This is a genomic window from Streptomyces sp. NPDC059909, from assembly GCF_042730885.1.
Lineage (GTDB): Bacteria > Actinomycetota > Actinomycetes > Streptomycetales > Streptomycetaceae > Streptomyces.
Genome location: NZ_JBHWKX010000034.1, coordinates 58,869 through 76,350, shown reverse-complemented (window position 1 = coordinate 76,350; position 17,482 = coordinate 58,869). Strand labels below are relative to the sequence as shown.

The window sequence follows — 17,482 nt, the reverse complement described above, 5'->3', positions numbered from 1 at the left end:
CGTCGACTCCACTACCCGACACGGATGTGTGGAGGCGCGCCATGGCCGGCAGCAGCGGCGGCAGGTGGATCGAGCAGTGGGACCCTGAGGACGAGACCTTCTGGAAGGAGAAGGGGGAGCGGATCGCCCGGCGGAACCTGGTCTTCTCCGTGCTCTCCGAGCACATCGGGTTCTCCATCTGGACCCTGTGGTCGGTGATGGTCCTGTTCATGGGGCCGGAGTACGGGGTCGACCCGGCCGGGAAGTTCTTCCTGATCGCGACCGCGACCCTGGTCGGGGCCGTCATCCGGGTGCCGTACACCTTCGCGGTGGCGCGCTTCGGCGGTCGGAACTGGACCATCCTCAGCGCGCTGATGCTGCTGCTGCCCACCGGGGCCGCGTACCTGGTGATGGAGCCCGGGACGTCGTACGGGACGTTCCTGGCCGTCGCCGCGCTCACCGGCGTCGGCGGCGGGAACTTCGCCTCGTCCATGACCAACATCAACTCCTTCTTCCCGCTGCGGAAGAAGGGCTGGGCGCTCGGGCTCAACGCGGGCGGCGGCAACATCGGTGTGCCGGTGGTGCAGCTCGTCGGGCTGCTGGTCATCGGTACGGCGGGCGCCGCGCACCCGAGGATCGTGCTCGGGGTCTACATCCCGCTGATCGTGATCGCCGCGCTGTGCGCCGCGCTGTTCATGGACAACCTCGCGCCCGTGAAGAACGACACCGGGGCGGCGAAGGAAGCCGTGCGCGACCCCCACACCTGGATCATGTCGTTCCTCTACATCGGGACATTCGGGTCCTTCATCGGCTACAGCTTCGCCTTCGGGCTCGTGCTGCAGACCCAGTTCGGCCGCACCCCGCTGCAGGCCGCGTCGCTGACCTTCATCGGGCCGCTGCTCGGCTCGCTCATCAGGCCGGTCGGCGGGTCGCTGGCGGACCGCTTCGGCGGGGCGAGGATCACGCTGTGGACGTTCGCGGCGATGGCGGCAGCCACCGGGGTCGTCGTCTACGCCTCCGTGGCCGAGTCGCTGCCGGTCTTCCTGGTCGGCTTCATCGCCCTGTTCGTCCTCAGCGGGCTCGGCAACGGCTCCACGTACAAGATGATCCCCGGCATCTTCCAGGCCAAGGCGCTGGCCAAGGGCATGAGGGGCGAGGCGGCCGAGGCGTACGGGCGCAGGCTGTCCGGGGCCTCGATGGGGCTGATCGGTGCGGTGGGCGCGCTCGGCGGGCTCGGCATCAACCTCGCCTTCCGGCAGTCGTTCCTGACGGCCGGGACGGGGACGGGAGCGTTCGTCGCCTTCCTCGCCTGCTACGGGGTGTGCTTCCTGGTCACCTGGGCGGTATACCTTCGCCGGCCGGCCCCCGCGCCCGTGCCGGAGGCCACAGCCGAGGCGAAGCCGCAGCTCAGCTACGCCGAGGTGTGAGAACGAGTGCCTCGTAACGACGGGGAAACGCAGCCGAACCGAGCCCGACACGCTCTCTTGCCAGGCTCGGTCGGCATGTACGACGAACAGCGCGACGCCACTCCCGCCGTGGGGCCCCTCGCGGGCTTCACGGTCGGGGTCACGGCGGCCCGCCGCGCCGATGAACTGGGTGCGCTGCTTCAGCGCCGCGGCGCCGCCGTGCAGCACGCCCCCGCGCTGCGGATCGTTCCGCTCGCGGACGACGGCGAACTCCTCGCCGCGACCAAGGAACTCATCGCCCAGGCCCCGGACGTCGTTGTCGCCACCACCGCGATCGGCTTCCGCGGCTGGGTGGAGGCCGCGGACGGCTGGGGCTGTGGCGAGGAGCTCCTGGCCTGCCTGCGCGGGGTCGAACTCCTCGCCCGCGGGCCGAAGGTGAAGGGTGCCATCCGGGCGGCCGGCCTGACCGAGGAGTGGTCGCCGACCTCCGAGTCGATGGCCGAGGTGCTCGACCGGCTCCTCGCGGAGGGGGTCGACGGGCGGCGGATCGCCCTGCAGCTGCACGGGGAACCGCTGCCGGGCTTCGTGGAGGCGCTGCGGGCCGGGGGCGCGGACGTCGTCGTCGTACCGGTGTACCGGTGGATGCCGCCGGAGGACGTGGCTCCGCTGGACCGGCTGCTGGACGCCACCGTCACGCGGTCGCTGGACGCGCTGACCTTCACCAGCGCTCCGGCGGCGGCGTCGCTGTTCTCCCGTGCCGAGGAGCGCGGTCTGCTCTCAGGGCTGCTCGACGCCCTCGCGCACGACGTCCTTCCGGCCTGCGTCGGGCCGGTCACCGCGCTGCCGCTCCAGGCGCGCGGCCTCGACACGGCCCAGCCGGAGCGCTTCCGGCTCGGCCCGCTGGTCCAGCTGCTCTGCCTCGAACTCCCCTCACGGGCCCGGACCCTGCCGCTCGCCGGCCGCCGGGTCGAGATCCGCGGCCACGCGGTCCTGGTCGACGACGACCTCCGCCCCGTCCCGCCCGCCGGGATGTCCCTCCTCAACACGCTGGCCCGGCGCCCCGGCTGGGTGGTCTCGCGCGCCGACCTGCTCCGCGCGCTCCCGGGCGCGGGCCGCGACGAGCACGCCGTCGAGACGGCCATGGCCCGCCTCCGCACGGCACTCGGCGTCCCGAACCTCATCCAGACGGTGGTGAAGCGCGGCTACCGGCTGGCGCTGGATCCGGCGGCGGACGAGAAGTACGGGGACACGACCCCCGGCACGAAGCCCGGGGGCACCAAGGGCGCGGACGCGTAGCGCGGTTCCGGGGCACGGGCACCGCCGGCCGTCGCAGGCGCGCGCCCGCACCCGCGGGTACCGTACGGGCGTGATCGAGATCCGTGCCGTCACACCGGCCGACATCCCCGCCGTCGCGCCCGCGGTCGCCGAGGCACTCATGCGCAACAGGGCGTACATGAAGCCCTGGGAGCCGTGGCGCCCGGAGTCGTACTACACGGCACAGGCCCAGGCCGCCCGGCTCGCCGAACCCGCTGCGCGCCGGTGGCAGCTCGTCGACGGCGAACGGGTCGTCGGCCAGGCCACCCTGTCGGGGATCGCGCTGGGGCCGTTCCGGAGCGCGTCCCTCGGATACTGGGTCGATGCCGAGTACGCGGGGCGGGGGCTGGCGACACGGCTCGTCGAGGAGGTGTGCCGTGCCGCCCGCGAGGAGCTCGGGCTGCACCGCATCGAGGCCGGGACCGTGCTCACCAACGCCGCGTCCCAACGCGTGCTCGCGAAGGCCGGGTTCGAGGAGATCGGCATGGCCCCCCGATATCTCCACATCGACGGGGAGTGGCGCGACCACCGGCTCTTCCAGCGCATCCTGCACAACGATCCGCCTCCGGTATAGGGGGTTCCGGTGGCGTGCCACCACGGGCACCCTGAAGGCATGGGCATCGGCTCGTACGAGTGGCGGTTCGATTCCGGGCGCGTCTGCCTGGATCTCGCGGCGATGGATCTCGTGGCGGCGGGGCCGGACGGCCCCGAGCGGCTCGCCCGCTGGCTGCTGGCCGCCGGGCTGTTGCCGCCGGGAACGCCGACGGCGGCCGTGACGGAGCACTGGGTCCCGCCGTTCGACGAACTCGGGGACTGTGTCGCGCGTCTGGTCCACGCTCAGATCGACGGCGGGTCCGACGACGCGACGCTCGCCAGACTCAACGCGTTCGCCGCGGACGCCGCCCCGCCCGCCGTCAGAGCCGTGCGCGGCGACGACGGCGCCCTCGTACGCGCCCCGCTCGCCCGTCCCGAGTGCGCCGCGCTGCTCGCCGCCGTCGCGCGCGACGCCCTGGAGCTGCTCACCGACCCCGTCGCGCGCGCCCGGCTGCGCCGCTGCGAGGGCGACAACTGCCGTCGCGTGTACGTCGACACGTCCCGCGGGGGCCGCCGCCGCTGGTGCTCCAGCGAGGTGTGCGGCAACCGGGAGAGGGTGGCCCGCCACCGCCGCAGGACGGCCTCCGTGGCACGCGCCTGACCGGCTGCGCACGCCCAGCACCGCCGGTCCGCGAAAAAAATCCGGCCCTCGTTGAGAAGAATCCCGGACGCCTGCGTAGAGAAGGGGGACAAGCAGTCGGACAAGGGCTCGACCGGGAGGTTCCAGGTGCGCAAGGATGCCGCCGTGGCCGATGACCGTCCAGGTCGGGCCCGACATCGAAGTGAGGCACCCCGCACCGGCGCCCCCGTCCCCGACGAGGAGCTGATGCGGGCTCTGTATCAGGAACATGCCGGACCCCTCCTCGCCTATGTACTGCGTCTCGTCGCCGGCGACCGCCAGCGGGCCGAGGACGTGGTGCAGGAGACGCTCATCCGTGCCTGGAAGAACGCCGGTCAGCTCAACCGGGCCACCGGCTCTGTCCGACCCTGGCTGGTGACGGTCGCTCGCCGTATCGTCATCGACGGTCACCGCAGCCGGCAGGCCCGGCCGCAGGAGGTCGATCCGTCGCCGCTGGAGGTCATGCCCGCGGAGGACGAGATCGACAAGGCGTTGTGGCTGATGACGCTCTCGGATGCGCTCGACGATTTGACCCCGGCGCACAGGGAAGTACTCGTCGAGACGTACTTCAAGGGGCGTACGGTCAACGAGGCGGCCGAGACGCTCGGCATACCCAGCGGGACCGTGCGGTCCCGAGTTTTCTACGCATTGCGTTCCATGAAGCTCGCTCTGGAGGAGAGGGGGGTCACGGCATGAACAGGCAGGATCCGTACGGACCGTACGGGCAGTCAGGACAGTCGGAGCAGGGCTCGGTCCATGAAACCGCCGGGGCGTACGTCCTCGGCATCCTGGACGACGCGGAAGCCACTGCTTTCGAGGCCCATCTCGCGGGCTGCGACATCTGCGCCGCCCACCTCGAGGAGTTCGCGGGCATGGAGCCCATGCTGGCGATGCTCGCCGAGGCCCCGGGCGGACGGCAGTCCGCGCCGCCGGACGCGAGCGCTCTGCCGTTCGACAGCAGGATCATGGAACCCCCTCCCAGGCCGGTGGCGCCGATCCCGACCGCGCCCGCTCCCCAGATGCTGGACCGGCTGGTCGACGAGGTCGCCGTCAGGCGCGCCCGCAAGCGCCGCCGCAGCATGTACATGATCGCGGCATCGGTGGCGCTGATCATCGGCGGTCCTGCCGTCGCGGTCGTCGTCACCCAGGACGACGCCAAGGCGGGCAACGTCGCGGCGGACCCGCACCCGACCAGCCCCGCCGAGGACGCCTTCTTCAACCACATGGAGGAGAAGGTCCAGGCGACGGACGCGATCACCAAGGTCAGCGCGACCGTCGGCATGGAGAAGAAGGGCTGGGGCACCCACACGGTCCTGGAGCTCAAGAACGTCACGGGCCCGCTCAAGTGCAGTCTGATCGCGGTCTCCAAGACCGGCGAGGAGGAGGTCGTGACCTCCTGGTCGGTACCGGCGTGGGGCTACGGCATCCCGGACAGCACCCATGAGTCGGCCAAGAATCCGCTGTACGTCCACGGCGGCGCGGCCATGGAGCGCAACGACATCGATCACTTCGAGGTCCGTACGTTCGACGGCAAGCGCCTGGTGGAGGTCGACGCCTGAGCGGACTCCCGGCCACCGCCGCCTGACATAGCGGCCCCCTTCGCGTACGGTTGACGGCTGCCCAGTGCACGTCAGAAGGGGGCCTCGGTGGCCGCGCAGGAAGCCGCTGGTACCACGGTCGACACGGTCCGTGACCGCGAGATCGGTGTCGAGCAGGAACATCTGGACCAGGTGTACCGCCGCCTCGAGGAGAAGATCCACGAGGCGGAGTTCCTGATGCACGACGCCGCCAAGCGCGGCCACGTCGGCACGCCCGGCGCGCTCGCCGAGCGCGACGCCCAGGTGTTCCGGGCGGGGATCCACCTCAACCGGCTCAACAACGAGTACGAGGACTTCCTCTTCGGCCGGATCGACCTGCTGCACGGCAAGGACGGCAAGAAGGGCCCGGACGGCGCGTACACCTCGGTCGAGCCGGCCGACGACGCCGTGGGCGAGGACAACACGGCCGAGATCGCCGAGACCCTCCACATCGGCCGCATCGGCGTCCTCGACTCCGACTACGCGCCGCTGGTCATCGACTGGCGCGCCCCGGCCGCCGCACCCTTCTACCGCTCGACACCCGTCGATCCCGGTCGCGTGGTGCGCCGCCGGGTCATCCGCTCCAAGGGCCGCAAGGTCCTCGGCGTCGAGGACGACCTGATGCGCCCCGAGCTGACCGCGCGCCTCGGCGGCGCCGAGCTGCCCGTGATCGGCGACGGCGCGCTGATGGCGGCCCTCGGCCAGGCCCGCGGCCACACCATGCGGGACATCGTCGCCTCCATCCAGGCCGAGCAGGACCTGGTGATCCGCGCCCCCGCCGCCTCGGTGACGTACGTCGAGGGCGGCCCGGGCACCGGGAAGACGGCGGTGGCCCTGCACCGCGCCGCGTATCTGCTCTACCAGGACCGGCGGCGGTACGCGGGCGGCATCCTGGTCGTCTCGCCGACCCCGCTCCTCGTCGCGTACACCGAGGGCGTGCTGCCGTCGCTCGGCGAGGAGGGCCAGGTCGCGATCCGCGCCGTCGGCTCTCTGGTGGACGGCGCGGAGGCGACGACGTACGACGACCCGGCGGTCGCCCGCATCAAGGGCTCCTCGCGGATGCTGAAGGTGCTGCGCAAGGCGGCGCGCGGCGCGCTGGAGCTGGGCGACGCACCCGACCGGCTGCGGGTCGTGGCCTTCGGGCGGCGCCTGGAGCTCGAGGGCGATGAGCTCCAGCGGATCCGTCACAACGTGCTGGGCGGCACCACGCCCGTGAACCTGCTGCGGCCGCGCGCCCGCAGGCTGCTGCTGGACGCGCTGTACACGAAGTCCGGCTCCGCGACCCGGCACACGGACCCGGAGCTCGCGGCCGAGCTGCGCGCGTCCTTCGACGAGGACGTCAGCTCCGAGGACCCGTTCGTCGCGTTCCTGGACGCCTGGTGGCCCGAGCTCACGCCGCGGGGCGTCCTCGACGCGATGGCCGACGAGCGGCGGCTCGGCCGCTGGGCGCGGCGGATCCTCAACCCGGGCGAGGTGCGCCGGCTCGCGCGCAGCCTGAGGCGCGACGGCCTCTCGGTGCACGACGTGGCGATCCTCGACGAGCTGCAGGCGCTGCTCGGCACCCCGGCCCGACCGAAGAAGAAGCGCGAGCTCGACCCGCTGGACCTGCTCACCGGTCTCGAGGAGCTGATGCCGCAGCGCGAGGAGACCCAGCGCGAGCGGGCCGAGCGGCTGGCGGCGGAGCGCGTCGAGTACGCCCACGTCATCGTCGACGAGGCGCAGGACCTCACGCCCATGCAGTGGCGCATGGTCGGCCGCCGCGGCCGCCACGCCACCTGGACGGTCGTGGGCGACCCGGCCCAGTCCTCCTGGCCGGACCCGGACGAGGCTGCCGAGGCGCGCGACGAGGCGCTGGGCACCCGCCCGCGCCGCCGCTTCGAGCTGACCGTGAACTATCGCAACCCCTCCGAGATCGCCGAGCTCGCCGCCCGGATCCTTGCGCTGGCGATGCCGGGGATGCAGTCCCCGCGCGCGGTGCGCTCCACGGGCGTGACGCCGCGCTTCACCGTCGTACGGGACGATCTGGAGCGGACGGTGCGGGAGGAGGCCCGGCGTCTGCTGGACCAGGTCGACGGCACGGTGGGCGTGGTGGTGGCCATGAACCGGCGGGCCGAGGCGGCCCGCTGGCTGGCGGACCTCGGTGACCGGGTGGTGGCGCTGGGTTCGCTGGAGGCGAAGGGTCTGGAGTACGACGCGACGGCCGTCGTGTCGCCGGCCGAGATCGCCGACGAGAGCTCCGCCGGGCTGCGGGTGCTGTACGTGGCGCTGACCAGGGCGACGCAGCAGCTCACGGTGGTGTCGGCGAAGGCGGACGACCCGGACGCCGACGGCGTCCCGGACCTGCTCAGGCCCTAGGGAGCCCTTGTGGACGAGCGATCTGTGAACGGAGGCGTCCGGTGAACGAAGAGGTGGAACGGGTACTCGCGGACCGGGACGCACACATCGCCGAGCTGGGGCGCAGGACGTGCGCGCTGCTCCTGGAGAAGTCCCCGGACGCGGTCGTCACGGTGGACGGAAACCACATCGGGTTCGGCACCGGCACCGGGTACAAGGGACTGGTGTTCACGGTTGCCCCGGCGAAGGCGCACGTCACGCTGGGCATCGCGGGCGGGGCCGGGCTGCCCGATCCCGCGGGGCTCCTGGAGGGCAGCGGCAAGGTGCACCGGCACATCAAGCTGCGCGGGCCCGAAGATCTCGAGCGCCCCGAGCTGGGGCAGCTGCTGGAGGCGGCGCTCGCCGCCCGGCGTACCTAGGGCGTCCGGTCTCCGGGGCGGGCAGAGGGCCGTTCGGGGTCAACTCACCGGGCGGGGAATCACCTTCCGGGACTCTTTGTTAGCCTTGGCTGTGACACCGGCTCGATCCAAGCCCCCGGGCCCAACCTTCGTCCCTCAGAGGGACCACTTGCCGCGAGGCGAGCATGGCGGGTCGGTGTCACTCAGTTCGAGCAGGAAGAGGTCCGCGTCACCTCTGGTGGCGCGGACCTCTGCTGTTTCCCGATGGTTTCTCGTATGGTGGAAAAAGTTTTCTGAAAACAAAACGACCACTATTACCTGCTACTCGCTGGTAGGTGCGACCATCGGATGGCCCCGTCCGGCTACCGCCGGGCGAGGCGGCAGCGAAGCTAGGGAAAGCAGAGGAACTCGGACATGGCAACGGCGCCCAGCGTCTCGTACTCGATGACGGTCCGACTGGAGGTGCCCGCGAGCGGAACCGCGGTGTCCCAGCTCACCACGGCAGTCGAGTCCTCCGGCGGTTCGGTCTCCGGCCTCGACGTCACCGCGTCGGGCCACGAGAAGCTGCGCATCGACGTGACGATCGCGGCCACGTCCACGACGCACGCGGACGAGATCGTCGAGAAGCTCAGCTCGATCGAGGGCGTCGTCCTCGGCAAGGTCTCCGACCGTACGTTCCTGATGCACCTCGGCGGCAAGATCGAGATGGCGTCCAAGCACCCCATCCGCAACCGTGACGACCTCTCCATGGTCTACACCCCCGGTGTGGCCCGGGTCTGCATGGCGATCGCCGAGAACCCCGAGGACGCCCGCCGCCTGACCATCAAGCGCAATTCCGTCGCAGTCGTGACGGACGGCTCCGCGGTGCTCGGTCTCGGCAACATCGGACCGAAGGCCGCACTGCCCGTCATGGAGGGCAAGGCCGCCCTCTTCAAGCGCTTCGCCGGCATCGACGCCTGGCCCCTCTGCCTGGACACCCAGGACACCGACGCGATCGTCGAGGTCGTCAAGGCGATCGCCCCCGGCTTCGCCGGCATCAACCTCGAGGACATCTCCGCTCCCCGCTGCTTCGAGATCGAGGCGCGGCTCCGCGAGGCCCTCGACATCCCCGTCTTCCACGACGACCAGCACGGCACCGCGATCGTCGTGCTCGCCGCCCTGACCAACGCGCTTCGCGTGGTGGGCAAGGCAGTTGGGGACGTACGCGTCGTCATGTCCGGCGCCGGAGCAGCCGGTACGGCCATCCTGAAGCTGCTCATCGCCGCGGGCGTCAAGCACGCCGTCGTCGCCGACATCCACGGCGTCGTGCACGCCGGCCGCGAGGACCTCGTGGACGCCGCGCCCGAGTCGCCGCTGCGCTGGATCGCCGACAACACCAACCCCGAGGGGGTGACCGGCACCCTGAAGCAGGCCGTCGCGGGCGCCGACGTCTTCATCGGTGTCTCCGCGCCGAACGTGCTGGGTGCGGAGGACGTCGCGGCCATGGCGGACGACGCCATCGTGTTCGCGCTCGCGAACCCGGACCCCGAGGTGGACCCGGCAATCGCCCGCCAGACGGCGGCAGTTGTGGCCACCGGCCGCTCCGACTTCCCGAACCAGATCAACAACGTGCTGGTGTTCCCGGGCGTCTTCCGCGGACTCCTGGACGCCCAGTCCCGTACGGTGAACACGGAGATGATGCTCGCGGCGGCCACCGCCCTCGCGGACGTCGTCACCGACGAGGAACTCAACCCGAACTACATCATTCCGTCCGTCTTCAACGAGAAGGTCGCGGGCGCGGTTGCGGGCGCCGTCCGTGACGCCGCGAAAGCAGCCGGCGCGGGCGTGACGGCGAACACGTCGGTCTGACCCCGGCGCGTCGCAAGTCGCGGGCTCAGGAATGCCCCTCTAGGGTGGCGGTCATATGAGCCCGCGACCGGCCCGATGGCTCCGTGGAGTCTCCATCAAGTCGACGGAACGTCACCAGAACAGGCCTGTGGCGCTTTTCGTGTGACTCCGGAGGGTGCCGGATTGGCTTTCCCGCCGCTGGTGGGGGCAGGATGCCTCATTGGGCGCGAGGGTCTGACGGCAGACCCGGGTCCGGGGACTGTCCAAGGGCCCTGGCAGCATCGGCTTCGATCTCACGCCTCACAGGCAAGAAGAACACGGGAGTAACAACATGAACCGCAGTGAGCTGGTGGCCGCGCTGGCCGACCGCGCCGAGGTGACCCGCAAGGACGCCGACGCCGTGCTGGCCGCTCTCGCCGAGACCATCGGCGAGGTCGTCGCCAAGGGCGACGAGAAGGTCACCATCCCCGGCTTCCTGACCTTCGAGCGCACCCACCGTGCCGCTCGCACCGCTCGTAACCCGCAGACCGGCGACCCGATCCAGATCCCGGCCGGCTACAGCGTGAAGGTCTCGGCGGGCTCGAAGCTCAAGGAAGCCGCCAAGGGCAAGTAAGCCTGGACGCGAAAGGGCGGCCATCCCGGGACGGGGTGGCCGCCCTTGCTTGTTTCCCGGGCCATACGGCCCCCGCAGCCCCCTGCCCTTCCCGTGACAGGGGCCGACCGGGGCTGCCCTCACGGGGTCCAGGCACCGCGTGAGTCGCCCGCGTACGGGCTCGAAGCGCGCCGGTACCGCCGGGTGGGCCCGTCCGCCGCGTGGGCCCGCGCAGGCGCCCCCAGGCCCAGGCCCGCCCGCGGAAACGTCAAGCGCCGACGAGCTGGTCCCACCAGCCCGCCGGCGCTTGACGGCAAAGAGGGGATCGGCGGCTCAGACCGCCGCCGTGCGCGGAAGCTCGACCTTCGCGCCGAGCTCCACCAGCTTCTCCATGAAGTTCTCGTAGCCCCGGTTGATCAGGTCGATCCCGTGCACCCGCGACGTCCCCTGCGCCGCCAGCGCCGCGATCAGGTACGAGAACCCGCCCCGCAGGTCGGGGATGACCAGGTCAGCGCCCTGGAGCTTCGTCGGGCCGGACACGACCGCCGAGTGCAGGAAGTTCCGCTGCCCGAAGCGGCAGTCCGAGCCGCCCAGGCACTCCCGGTACAGCTGGATGTGCGCGCCCATCTGGTTCAGCGCGGACGTGAAGCCCAGCCGCGACTCGTACACCGTCTCGTGGACGATCGACAGCCCCGCCGCCTGCGTCAGCGCCACCACCAGCGGCTGCTGCCAGTCGGTCTGGAAACCGGGGTGCACGTCCGTCTCCAGGGCGATCGCGTTCAGCGAGCCGCCCGGGTGCCAGAAGCGGATGCCCTCGTCGTCGATCTCGAAGGCGCCGCCGACCTTCCGGTACGTGTTCAGGAAGGTCATCATCGAGCGCTGCTGCGCGCCGCGCACGTAGATGTTGCCCTCGGTCGCCAGCGCCGCCGACGCCCAGGACGCCGCCTCCAGACGGTCGGGGAGCGCCCGGTGGGTGTAGCCGCCGAGGCGGTCGACACCGGTGATCCGGATCGTCCGGTCGGTGTCCATCGAGATGATCGCGCCCATCTTCTGCAGGACGCAGATGAGGTCCTCGATCTCCGGCTCCACGGCCGCGTTCGACAGCTCCGTGACGCCCTCCGCCAGGACCGCAGTCAGCAGCACCTGCTCGGTCGAGCCGACCGACGGGTACGGCAGCCGGATCTTGCACCCGCGAAGCCTCTGCGGAGCCTCCAGGTACTGTCCGTCCGCCCGCTTCTCGATCTTCGCGCCGAACTGCCGCAGCACGTCGAAGTGGAAGTCGATCGGCCGGCCGCCGATGTCACAGCCGCCGAGACCGGGGATGAAGGCGTGGCCGAGCCGGTGCAGCAGCGGGCCGCAGAAGAGGATCGGGATCCGTGAGGATCCCGCATGGGCATCGATGTCAGCGACGTTCGCGCTCTCGACATGCGTCGGGTCGAGCACCAGCTCGCCGGGCTCGTCGCCGGGTCGCACCGTCACACCGTGCAACTGCAGCAGCCCTCGTACCACCCGCACGTCGCGGATGTCGGGCACGTTGCGCAGCCGGCTCGGCTCGCTGCCGAGCAGCGCGGCGACCATAGCCTTCGGCACCAGGTTCTTGGCGCCGCGGACGCGGATCTCGCCCTCCAGCGGGGTTCCACCGTGGACAAGCAGTACATCGTCTGTGCCGGTCATGAATCTCGCGTTCCGGAGGGGGTCCCCCCAGCGGAGCGAGGGGAGGTCGGTCAGGGGCCAGGGAAAAGGTTAAGGCCCTCCTACCCCTGCTTAGTAAGGCCAATGACGCCCCGTTCACGTAATGAATTCGACACAATACGTTCTGTTCGGACGAGCCTGCGGACCGTCACCATCCGCTTGTGGTGGCCGCCGCGCGCTCCCGTTGCCGCGGTGCGCCCTGAGCTGCGTCGGTTCACACTCCGCCGCTCGCCCCCCGCGGAGGGCGAAGATGCGGGATCATGTGTCGCATGACCGAGGTGTCCTCCCTCACAGGGCGGCTGCTCGTCGCCACTCCGGCCCTCGCGGACCCGAACTTCGACCGCGCGGTGGTGCTCCTGCTCGACCACGACGAGGAGGGCTCACTCGGTGTGGTCCTCAACCGGCCCACGCCGGTCGGCGTGGGCGACATTCTTGAGTCCTGGGCGGACCTGGCCGGCGAGCCCGGCGTGGTCTTCCAGGGCGGCCCCGTATCCCTCGACTCCGCGCTCGGCCTGGCCGTCATCCCCGGCGACGAGGGCCCGCTCGGCTGGCGGCGCGTGTACGGCGCGATCGGCCTCGTCGACCTGGAGGCCCCGCCCGAGCTGCTCGCGTCCGCCCTCGGCTCGCTGCGGATCTTCGCCGGGTACGCGGGCTGGGGCCCCGGCCAGCTGGAGGACGAGCTCACCGAGGGTGCCTGGTACGTCGTCGAGTCGGAGCCCGGCGACGTGTCGTCGCCCAGCCCCGAGAACCTGTGGCGGTCGGTCCTGCGCCGCCAGCGGAACGAGCTCGCGATGGTCGCCACGTACCCGGACGACCCGTCGCTCAACTGAATCCGCCGCCCTTCAGTACCCTTGGCACTTATGAGCACTCTCGAGCCCGAGCGCGGGGCAGGTACGGGCACCCTCGTAGAGCCGACACCGCAGGTGTCGCACGGCGACGGCGACCACGAGCGCTTCGCCCATTACGTCCAGAAGGACAAGATCATGGCGAGCGCCCTCGACGGCACTCCCGTGGTGGCACTGTGCGGAAAGGTCTGGGTGCCGGGGCGTGACCCCAAGAAGTACCCGGTCTGTCCCATGTGCAAGGAGATCTACGAGTCCATGGGCTCCGGCGGGGACAAGGACAAGGGCGGCAAGGACAAGTAACCGGTCACCGGTAACCGCTGACCGGTCCGGTTCTGCCGGTCCTCCCGGTCCTTCCCGTTGTGCGACGGCCCCCGGGGCGCGCTGAGGCGCGCCCCGGGGGCCGTTTGCCGTTGCACGGGGTGCATCTGCCGGTCACAGAGTGGTTGAGACCTCTTGTCGGCGTGTTGGGGTCGCCCTAACCTCCTGCGTGTTGTGCAGTACGAAACGAACGTTGCGTATGCTGCAACGCACAGAGTGGGGGAGGACCCTCAGTGAAGCTCTCTGCCCGAATCGCCGCCCCGGTCACCGCACTTGCCCTCGCCGGTCTCACCGCCACCGCGTGCGCCCCGCAGACCTCCGACGCCGGCGCGAAGACCGACGAGAAGAGCGGCACGCTCCGCGTCTGGCTCTTCCAGGAGGTCAGCAACAAGCCCAAGGAGCAGGTCGTCGACGCGGCGATCGCGTCCTTCCGCGCCCGGCACAAGGGCGCGAAGGTCGAGGTCGAGTACATACCTGTCGACACCCGCGCCCAGCGCATCAAGGCGGCCTTCAACGACCCCAAGAGCGCGCCGGACCTGATCGAGTACGGCAACACCGACACCGCCGGGTACGTCGAGGACGGCGGACTCGCCGACATCAGCGATGAGTTCGGCACCTGGGCCGAGGCGAAGGACACCGACCCGACCGCGAAGCAGTCCGTGACGGTGGACGGCAAGGTGTACGGGGCCCCGCTCTTCGTCGGCGTCCGCGCGCTGTACTACCGGACCGACGTCTTCGAGGAGCTCGGCGTCCAGCCCCCCAAGACCCAGGCGGAACTCGTCTCCACCGCCAAGAAGATCCACAAGGCGAAGCCCGAGCTGTACGGGATCGCCGTCGGCGGCGCGTACACGTACGGGGCGATGCCCTTCATCTGGGCGAACGGCGGCGAACTCGCCGAGAAGCAGGGCGCATCGTACAAGTCCGCCATCAACAGCCCGGCCGCGCGCAAGGGCATCGAGTCCTACACCTCGCTCTTCGGCGACGACAACTGCCCCGCCGCGAAGTGCGCGTCGATGGGCGGCAACGCGACGGTGACCGCCTTCGCCTCCGGCACGGCGGCGATGGCGATCGGCGGCGACTTCAGCCACGCGGCGGTCGAGGCGGGGACGGTGAAGGGCGAGTACGCGGTCGTCCCGCTGCCGGGCGTCACGGCCGGCTCGATCGCTCCCGCCTTCGCGGGCGGGAACAACCTCGGTGTAATGAAGAGCAGTTCGCACCGGACACTGGCAGTGGAGCTCATGAAGTCGCTGGCCAGCAAGGAGACGCAGGCCAAGCTCTTCGACGCGATGGGCTTCCTGCCGACGTACACGGACGTCCGGGCGGACGCGGCGACGAAGGAGCCCTTCGTGAAGCCCTTCATCGACACTCTCGCCGCCGACACCAAGTTCGTCCCCGCGTCGCCCGGCTGGGGCCGGATCGACGCGTCGCTCGTCCTGCCGACGATGTTCCAGGAGATCGTCAGCGGCAAGAAGAACGTGGCGACGGCGTCGGACGACGCGGCGAAGAAGATGGACGCGGCGTTCACGTCGGCGGGCTGAACACCATGACGCACCGCACGACGGGGACCCCCGAAGCCCCCGAGCCCGCCCTGCCCGGCGACTCCGGCGACTCCGGCGGAACCGCCTCCGCCCCGCCGGCACCGGACACCGACGCGGCGACTCCGCCCGACCCGAGCGGCCACGCAGAACAACCCGGCGCCGGTGCCGGGCCCGCGGTCCCGTCGGCCACGCCGGACGTTCCCTCTGCGCGGCCGGGTTCCACGGATCCGGGGTCCTCACGGTCGGAGGCCGCGGAAGCGGGGTCCACACGACCGGGCCCCGCGGGCCCGGGGTCGTCGCGACCGGAAGCCGCGGCCCCTCGCAGGGGTGGCCGGGCGTTGCCCGGACCGCGCGGGCGGAGCGCCGCTGGGACGGGGGCCGACCCGCTGCCGGGCGCGGTCGCCGGACCCGAGGCCTCGCGGCCGGCGGCCGTGGAACCCGGCGCAGGTGGGCGCGCGGTCGTCGGCGGCGCGCGCCGGTCCTCGGGGGCACACCGATCTGGTGCGGCCCGGACCGGGGACGCGACCGCGGACGGCTCCGGCAGCAGTGCCAATGCCAGCACCACCGCCGCCGGTTCCGGTTCGGGCTCGCCGCATGTGGCAGCCGCGGCGCCGGACGCATCCGCCGGACCGGAGGCCCTGGCCCCCGGAGTCCGTAAGGCGCCCGGGGATGCGCCCCCGGGTCCGCAGGACCGGCGCACCGCGCGGCGTGGGCCGGGACCGGGGCGTGGCGGATGGACCCCGTGGATGTACCTCGCGCCCGCGCTCGTCGTGCTGGGCGGGCTGCTCGTCTACCCGATCTACCAGCTCGGGCTCATCTCGTTCCTGGAGTACACCCAGGCCCAGGTCAGCGGCGGCGAGCCGACCTCCTTCCAGGGCTTCGGCAACTACACCGCCCTGTTCGGCGACAGCCAGTTCTGGCAGGTCCTCCTCGCCACCGTCGTCTTCGCCGCCGCGTGCGTCGTCGCCACCCTCGCCGTCGGGTGCGCCCTCGCCGTACTGCTCACCCGCATCCGCGCCGTGCCCCGCCTCGCGCTGATGCTGGCCGCGCTGGGGGCGTGGGCGACGCCCGCGGTCACCGGTTCGACGGTCTGGGTCTTCCTCTTCGACCCCGACTTCGGCCCGGTCGACAAGGTGCTCGGGCTCGGCGACTTCTCGTGGACGTACGGCCGCTACAGCGCCTTCGCCCTCGTCCTCTTCGAGGTCGTGTGGTGCTCGTTCCCGTTCGTGATGGTGACGGTGTACGCCGGTATCAAGGCCATCCCGGGCGAGGTCCTCGAAGCCGCCGCGCTGGACGGCGCCTCGCAGTGGCGGATCTGGCGCTCCGTCATGGCGCCGATGCTGCGGCCCATCCTGGTCGTGGTGACGATCCAGTCGATCATCTGGGACTTCAAGGTCTTCACGCAGATCTACGTGATGACGAACGGCGGCGGAATCGCCGGCCAGAATCTCGTCCTCAACGTGTACGCCTACCAAAAGGCCTTCGCGTCCTCGCAGTACAGCCTCGGCTCGGCGATCGGCGTCGTGATGCTGCTGATCCTGCTCGCCGTCACGCTGGTCCATCTGCGGCTGCTGCGCCGCCGGGGGGAGGAACTGTGAGCGCGCTCTCCACGCGTATCCGCATCCACAAACCATGGCGCCTCGCCGCCGAGGCGACCGCTCTGCTCATCGCGGCCGTCGTTGCCTTCCCCCTCTACTGGATGGTTCTCTCCGCCCTCAAACCGGCCGGCGAGATCCAGTCCACCGAGGCCCGCCCCTGGACGCTCTCCCCGTCCCTCGACTCGTTCCGCCGCGTCTTCGAACAGCAGGAATTCGGCCGCTATTTCCTCAACAGCGTTTTCGTGGCCGGAGCCGTCGTCATCGCCTCCGCGCTCATCGCCTTTCTCGCGGCGACGGCCGTGACCCGTTTCCGTTTCCGGTTCCGCACCACCCTGCTGATCATGTTCCTGGTCGCCCAGATGGTGCCGATCGAGGCACTGACCATCCCGCTCTTCTTCCTGATGCGGGACTTCGGGCAGCTCAACACCCTCGGCGCGCTGATCCTGCCGCACATCGCCTTCTCCCTCCCGTTCGCGATCTGGATGCTCCGAGGCTTCGTCAAGGCGGTCCCGGAGGCGCTGGAGGAGGCCGCGTACATCGACGGCGCGAGCCGCACCCGCTTCCTCTGGCAGATCCTCTTCCCGCTGGTCTTCCCGGGGCTCGTCGCGACGAGCGTCTTCTCGTTCATCTCGACGTGGAACGACTTCCTCTTCGCGAAGTCGTTCATCATCAGCGACACCTCGCAGTCGACCCTGCCGATGGCACTGCTGGTCTTCTTCAAGCCGGACGAGAACGACTGGGGTGGGATCATGGCCGCGTCGACCGTGATGACGATTCCCGTGCTCGTCTTCTTCGTACTCGTACAGCGGCGTCTGGTCTCCGGGCTGGGCGGCGCGGTGAAGGACTGACGC

Annotated in this window: 16 protein-coding genes; 15 read left to right on the top strand and 1 reads right to left on the bottom strand. The window is 70.9% G+C overall.

All coding sequences use genetic code 11. The features are described from left to right. Window positions 1-41 precede the first annotated feature (41 nt). From ACFV9O_RS23175 to ACFV9O_RS23130, 10 genes are all read left to right on the top strand, one after another. Entirely contained in the window at window positions 42-1,406 is a 1,365-nt protein-coding gene (locus tag ACFV9O_RS23175; protein ID WP_385420760.1) for a nitrate/nitrite transporter, read from the top strand. Between the two features lie 75 nt (window positions 1,407-1,481). Continuing rightward, the gene (locus ACFV9O_RS23170; RefSeq protein ID WP_385420758.1) at window positions 1,482-2,681 is read left to right on the top strand and encodes a uroporphyrinogen-III synthase; all 1,200 of its coding nucleotides are present in this window, start codon (window positions 1,482-1,484) and stop codon (window positions 2,679-2,681) included. A 70-nt stretch (window positions 2,682-2,751) separates the two neighbouring features. Beyond that, window positions 2,752-3,273: a GNAT family N-acetyltransferase gene (locus tag ACFV9O_RS23165; protein WP_385420756.1), complete on the top strand. Its 522-nt coding sequence runs from the start codon at window positions 2,752-2,754 to the stop codon at window positions 3,271-3,273. A gap of 39 nt (window positions 3,274-3,312) precedes the next feature. Continuing rightward, window positions 3,313-3,894, top strand: a complete 582-nt coding sequence (locus ACFV9O_RS23160; protein ID WP_385420754.1) for a CGNR zinc finger domain-containing protein — start codon at window positions 3,313-3,315, stop codon at window positions 3,892-3,894. Window positions 3,895-4,020: 126 nt separating this feature from the next. Then, window positions 4,021-4,608, top strand: coding sequence for a sigma-70 family RNA polymerase sigma factor (locus ACFV9O_RS23155; RefSeq protein WP_385420753.1), 588 nt, complete (start codon window positions 4,021-4,023; stop codon window positions 4,606-4,608). Further along, complete coding sequence (locus ACFV9O_RS23150) at window positions 4,605-5,471, top strand: anti-sigma factor family protein (protein ID WP_385420752.1); 867 nt, start codon at window positions 4,605-4,607, stop codon at window positions 5,469-5,471. The genes ACFV9O_RS23155 and ACFV9O_RS23150 overlap by 4 nt, the downstream gene beginning before the upstream one ends. Window positions 5,472-5,558: 87 nt before the next feature. Beyond that, complete coding sequence (locus ACFV9O_RS23145) at window positions 5,559-7,844, top strand: HelD family protein (protein WP_385420751.1); 2,286 nt, start codon at window positions 5,559-5,561, stop codon at window positions 7,842-7,844. 41 nt (window positions 7,845-7,885) lie between these two features. Then, window positions 7,886-8,242, top strand: a complete 357-nt coding sequence (locus ACFV9O_RS23140; RefSeq protein WP_385420749.1) for a DUF1801 domain-containing protein — start codon at window positions 7,886-7,888, stop codon at window positions 8,240-8,242. Between the two features lie 393 nt (window positions 8,243-8,635). Then, window positions 8,636-10,069, top strand: a complete 1,434-nt coding sequence (locus ACFV9O_RS23135) for an NAD-dependent malic enzyme (RefSeq protein ID WP_385420748.1) — start codon at window positions 8,636-8,638, stop codon at window positions 10,067-10,069. A gap of 310 nt (window positions 10,070-10,379) precedes the next feature. Next, window positions 10,380-10,661, top strand: coding sequence for an HU family DNA-binding protein (locus ACFV9O_RS23130; protein WP_103834809.1), 282 nt, complete (start codon window positions 10,380-10,382; stop codon window positions 10,659-10,661). A 312-nt stretch (window positions 10,662-10,973) separates the two neighbouring features. Here the strand turns inward: ACFV9O_RS23130 and murA are convergent, their stop codons facing one another. Next, window positions 10,974-12,314, bottom strand: coding sequence for a UDP-N-acetylglucosamine 1-carboxyvinyltransferase (gene murA, locus ACFV9O_RS23125; protein WP_385420746.1), 1,341 nt, complete (start codon window positions 12,312-12,314; stop codon window positions 10,974-10,976). Between the two features lie 287 nt (window positions 12,315-12,601). Here murA and ACFV9O_RS23120 point away from each other — a divergent pair, with 287 nt between their 5' ends. The 5 genes from ACFV9O_RS23120 to ACFV9O_RS23100 all read left to right on the top strand — a co-directional run bounded on the left by ACFV9O_RS23120 (window position 12,602) and on the right by ACFV9O_RS23100 (window position 17,479). Then, window positions 12,602-13,162 carry a YqgE/AlgH family protein gene (locus ACFV9O_RS23120; protein WP_385420744.1) on the top strand — a complete coding sequence of 187 codons (561 nt, stop codon included), beginning with the start codon at window positions 12,602-12,604 and terminating at the stop codon, window positions 13,160-13,162. A gap of 30 nt (window positions 13,163-13,192) precedes the next feature. Then, window positions 13,193-13,477: a DUF3039 domain-containing protein gene (locus ACFV9O_RS23115; RefSeq protein ID WP_384236264.1), complete on the top strand. Its 285-nt coding sequence runs from the start codon at window positions 13,193-13,195 to the stop codon at window positions 13,475-13,477. A gap of 251 nt (window positions 13,478-13,728) precedes the next feature. Further along, entirely contained in the window at window positions 13,729-15,033 is a 1,305-nt protein-coding gene (locus ACFV9O_RS23110; RefSeq protein WP_385420742.1) for an extracellular solute-binding protein, read from the top strand. A gap of 638 nt (window positions 15,034-15,671) precedes the next feature. Then, a complete protein-coding gene (locus tag ACFV9O_RS23105) occupies window positions 15,672-16,631 on the top strand; it encodes a carbohydrate ABC transporter permease (RefSeq protein WP_385420776.1) in 960 nt (319 codons plus the stop codon). Next, window positions 16,628-17,479: a carbohydrate ABC transporter permease gene (locus ACFV9O_RS23100; protein WP_385420740.1), complete on the top strand. Its 852-nt coding sequence runs from the start codon at window positions 16,628-16,630 to the stop codon at window positions 17,477-17,479. The genes ACFV9O_RS23105 and ACFV9O_RS23100 overlap by 4 nt, the downstream gene beginning before the upstream one ends. Window positions 17,480-17,482: the final 3 nt, after the last annotated feature.

What these genes read in the sequence shown, in the direction of transcription:
- ACFV9O_RS23175 (WP_385420760.1), top strand. Translation starts at nt 42, where the DNA reads ATGGCCGGCAGCAGCGGCGGCAGGTGGATCGAGCAGTGGGACCCTGAG.
- ACFV9O_RS23170 (WP_385420758.1), top strand. Translation starts at nt 1,482, where the DNA reads ATGTACGACGAACAGCGCGACGCCACTCCCGCCGTGGGGCCCCTCGCG.
- ACFV9O_RS23160 (WP_385420754.1), top strand. Translation starts at nt 3,313, where the DNA reads ATGGGCATCGGCTCGTACGAGTGGCGGTTCGATTCCGGGCGCGTCTGC.
- ACFV9O_RS23150 (WP_385420752.1), top strand. Translation starts at nt 4,605, where the DNA reads ATGAACAGGCAGGATCCGTACGGACCGTACGGGCAGTCAGGACAGTCG.
- ACFV9O_RS23135 (WP_385420748.1), top strand. Translation starts at nt 8,636, where the DNA reads ATGGCAACGGCGCCCAGCGTCTCGTACTCGATGACGGTCCGACTGGAG.
- ACFV9O_RS23130 (WP_103834809.1), top strand. Translation starts at nt 10,380, where the DNA reads ATGAACCGCAGTGAGCTGGTGGCCGCGCTGGCCGACCGCGCCGAGGTG.
- murA (WP_385420746.1), bottom strand. Translation starts at nt 12,314, where the DNA reads ATGACCGGCACAGACGATGTACTGCTTGTCCACGGTGGAACCCCGCTG.
- ACFV9O_RS23120 (WP_385420744.1), top strand. Translation starts at nt 12,602, where the DNA reads ATGACCGAGGTGTCCTCCCTCACAGGGCGGCTGCTCGTCGCCACTCCG.
- ACFV9O_RS23115 (WP_384236264.1), top strand. Translation starts at nt 13,193, where the DNA reads ATGAGCACTCTCGAGCCCGAGCGCGGGGCAGGTACGGGCACCCTCGTA.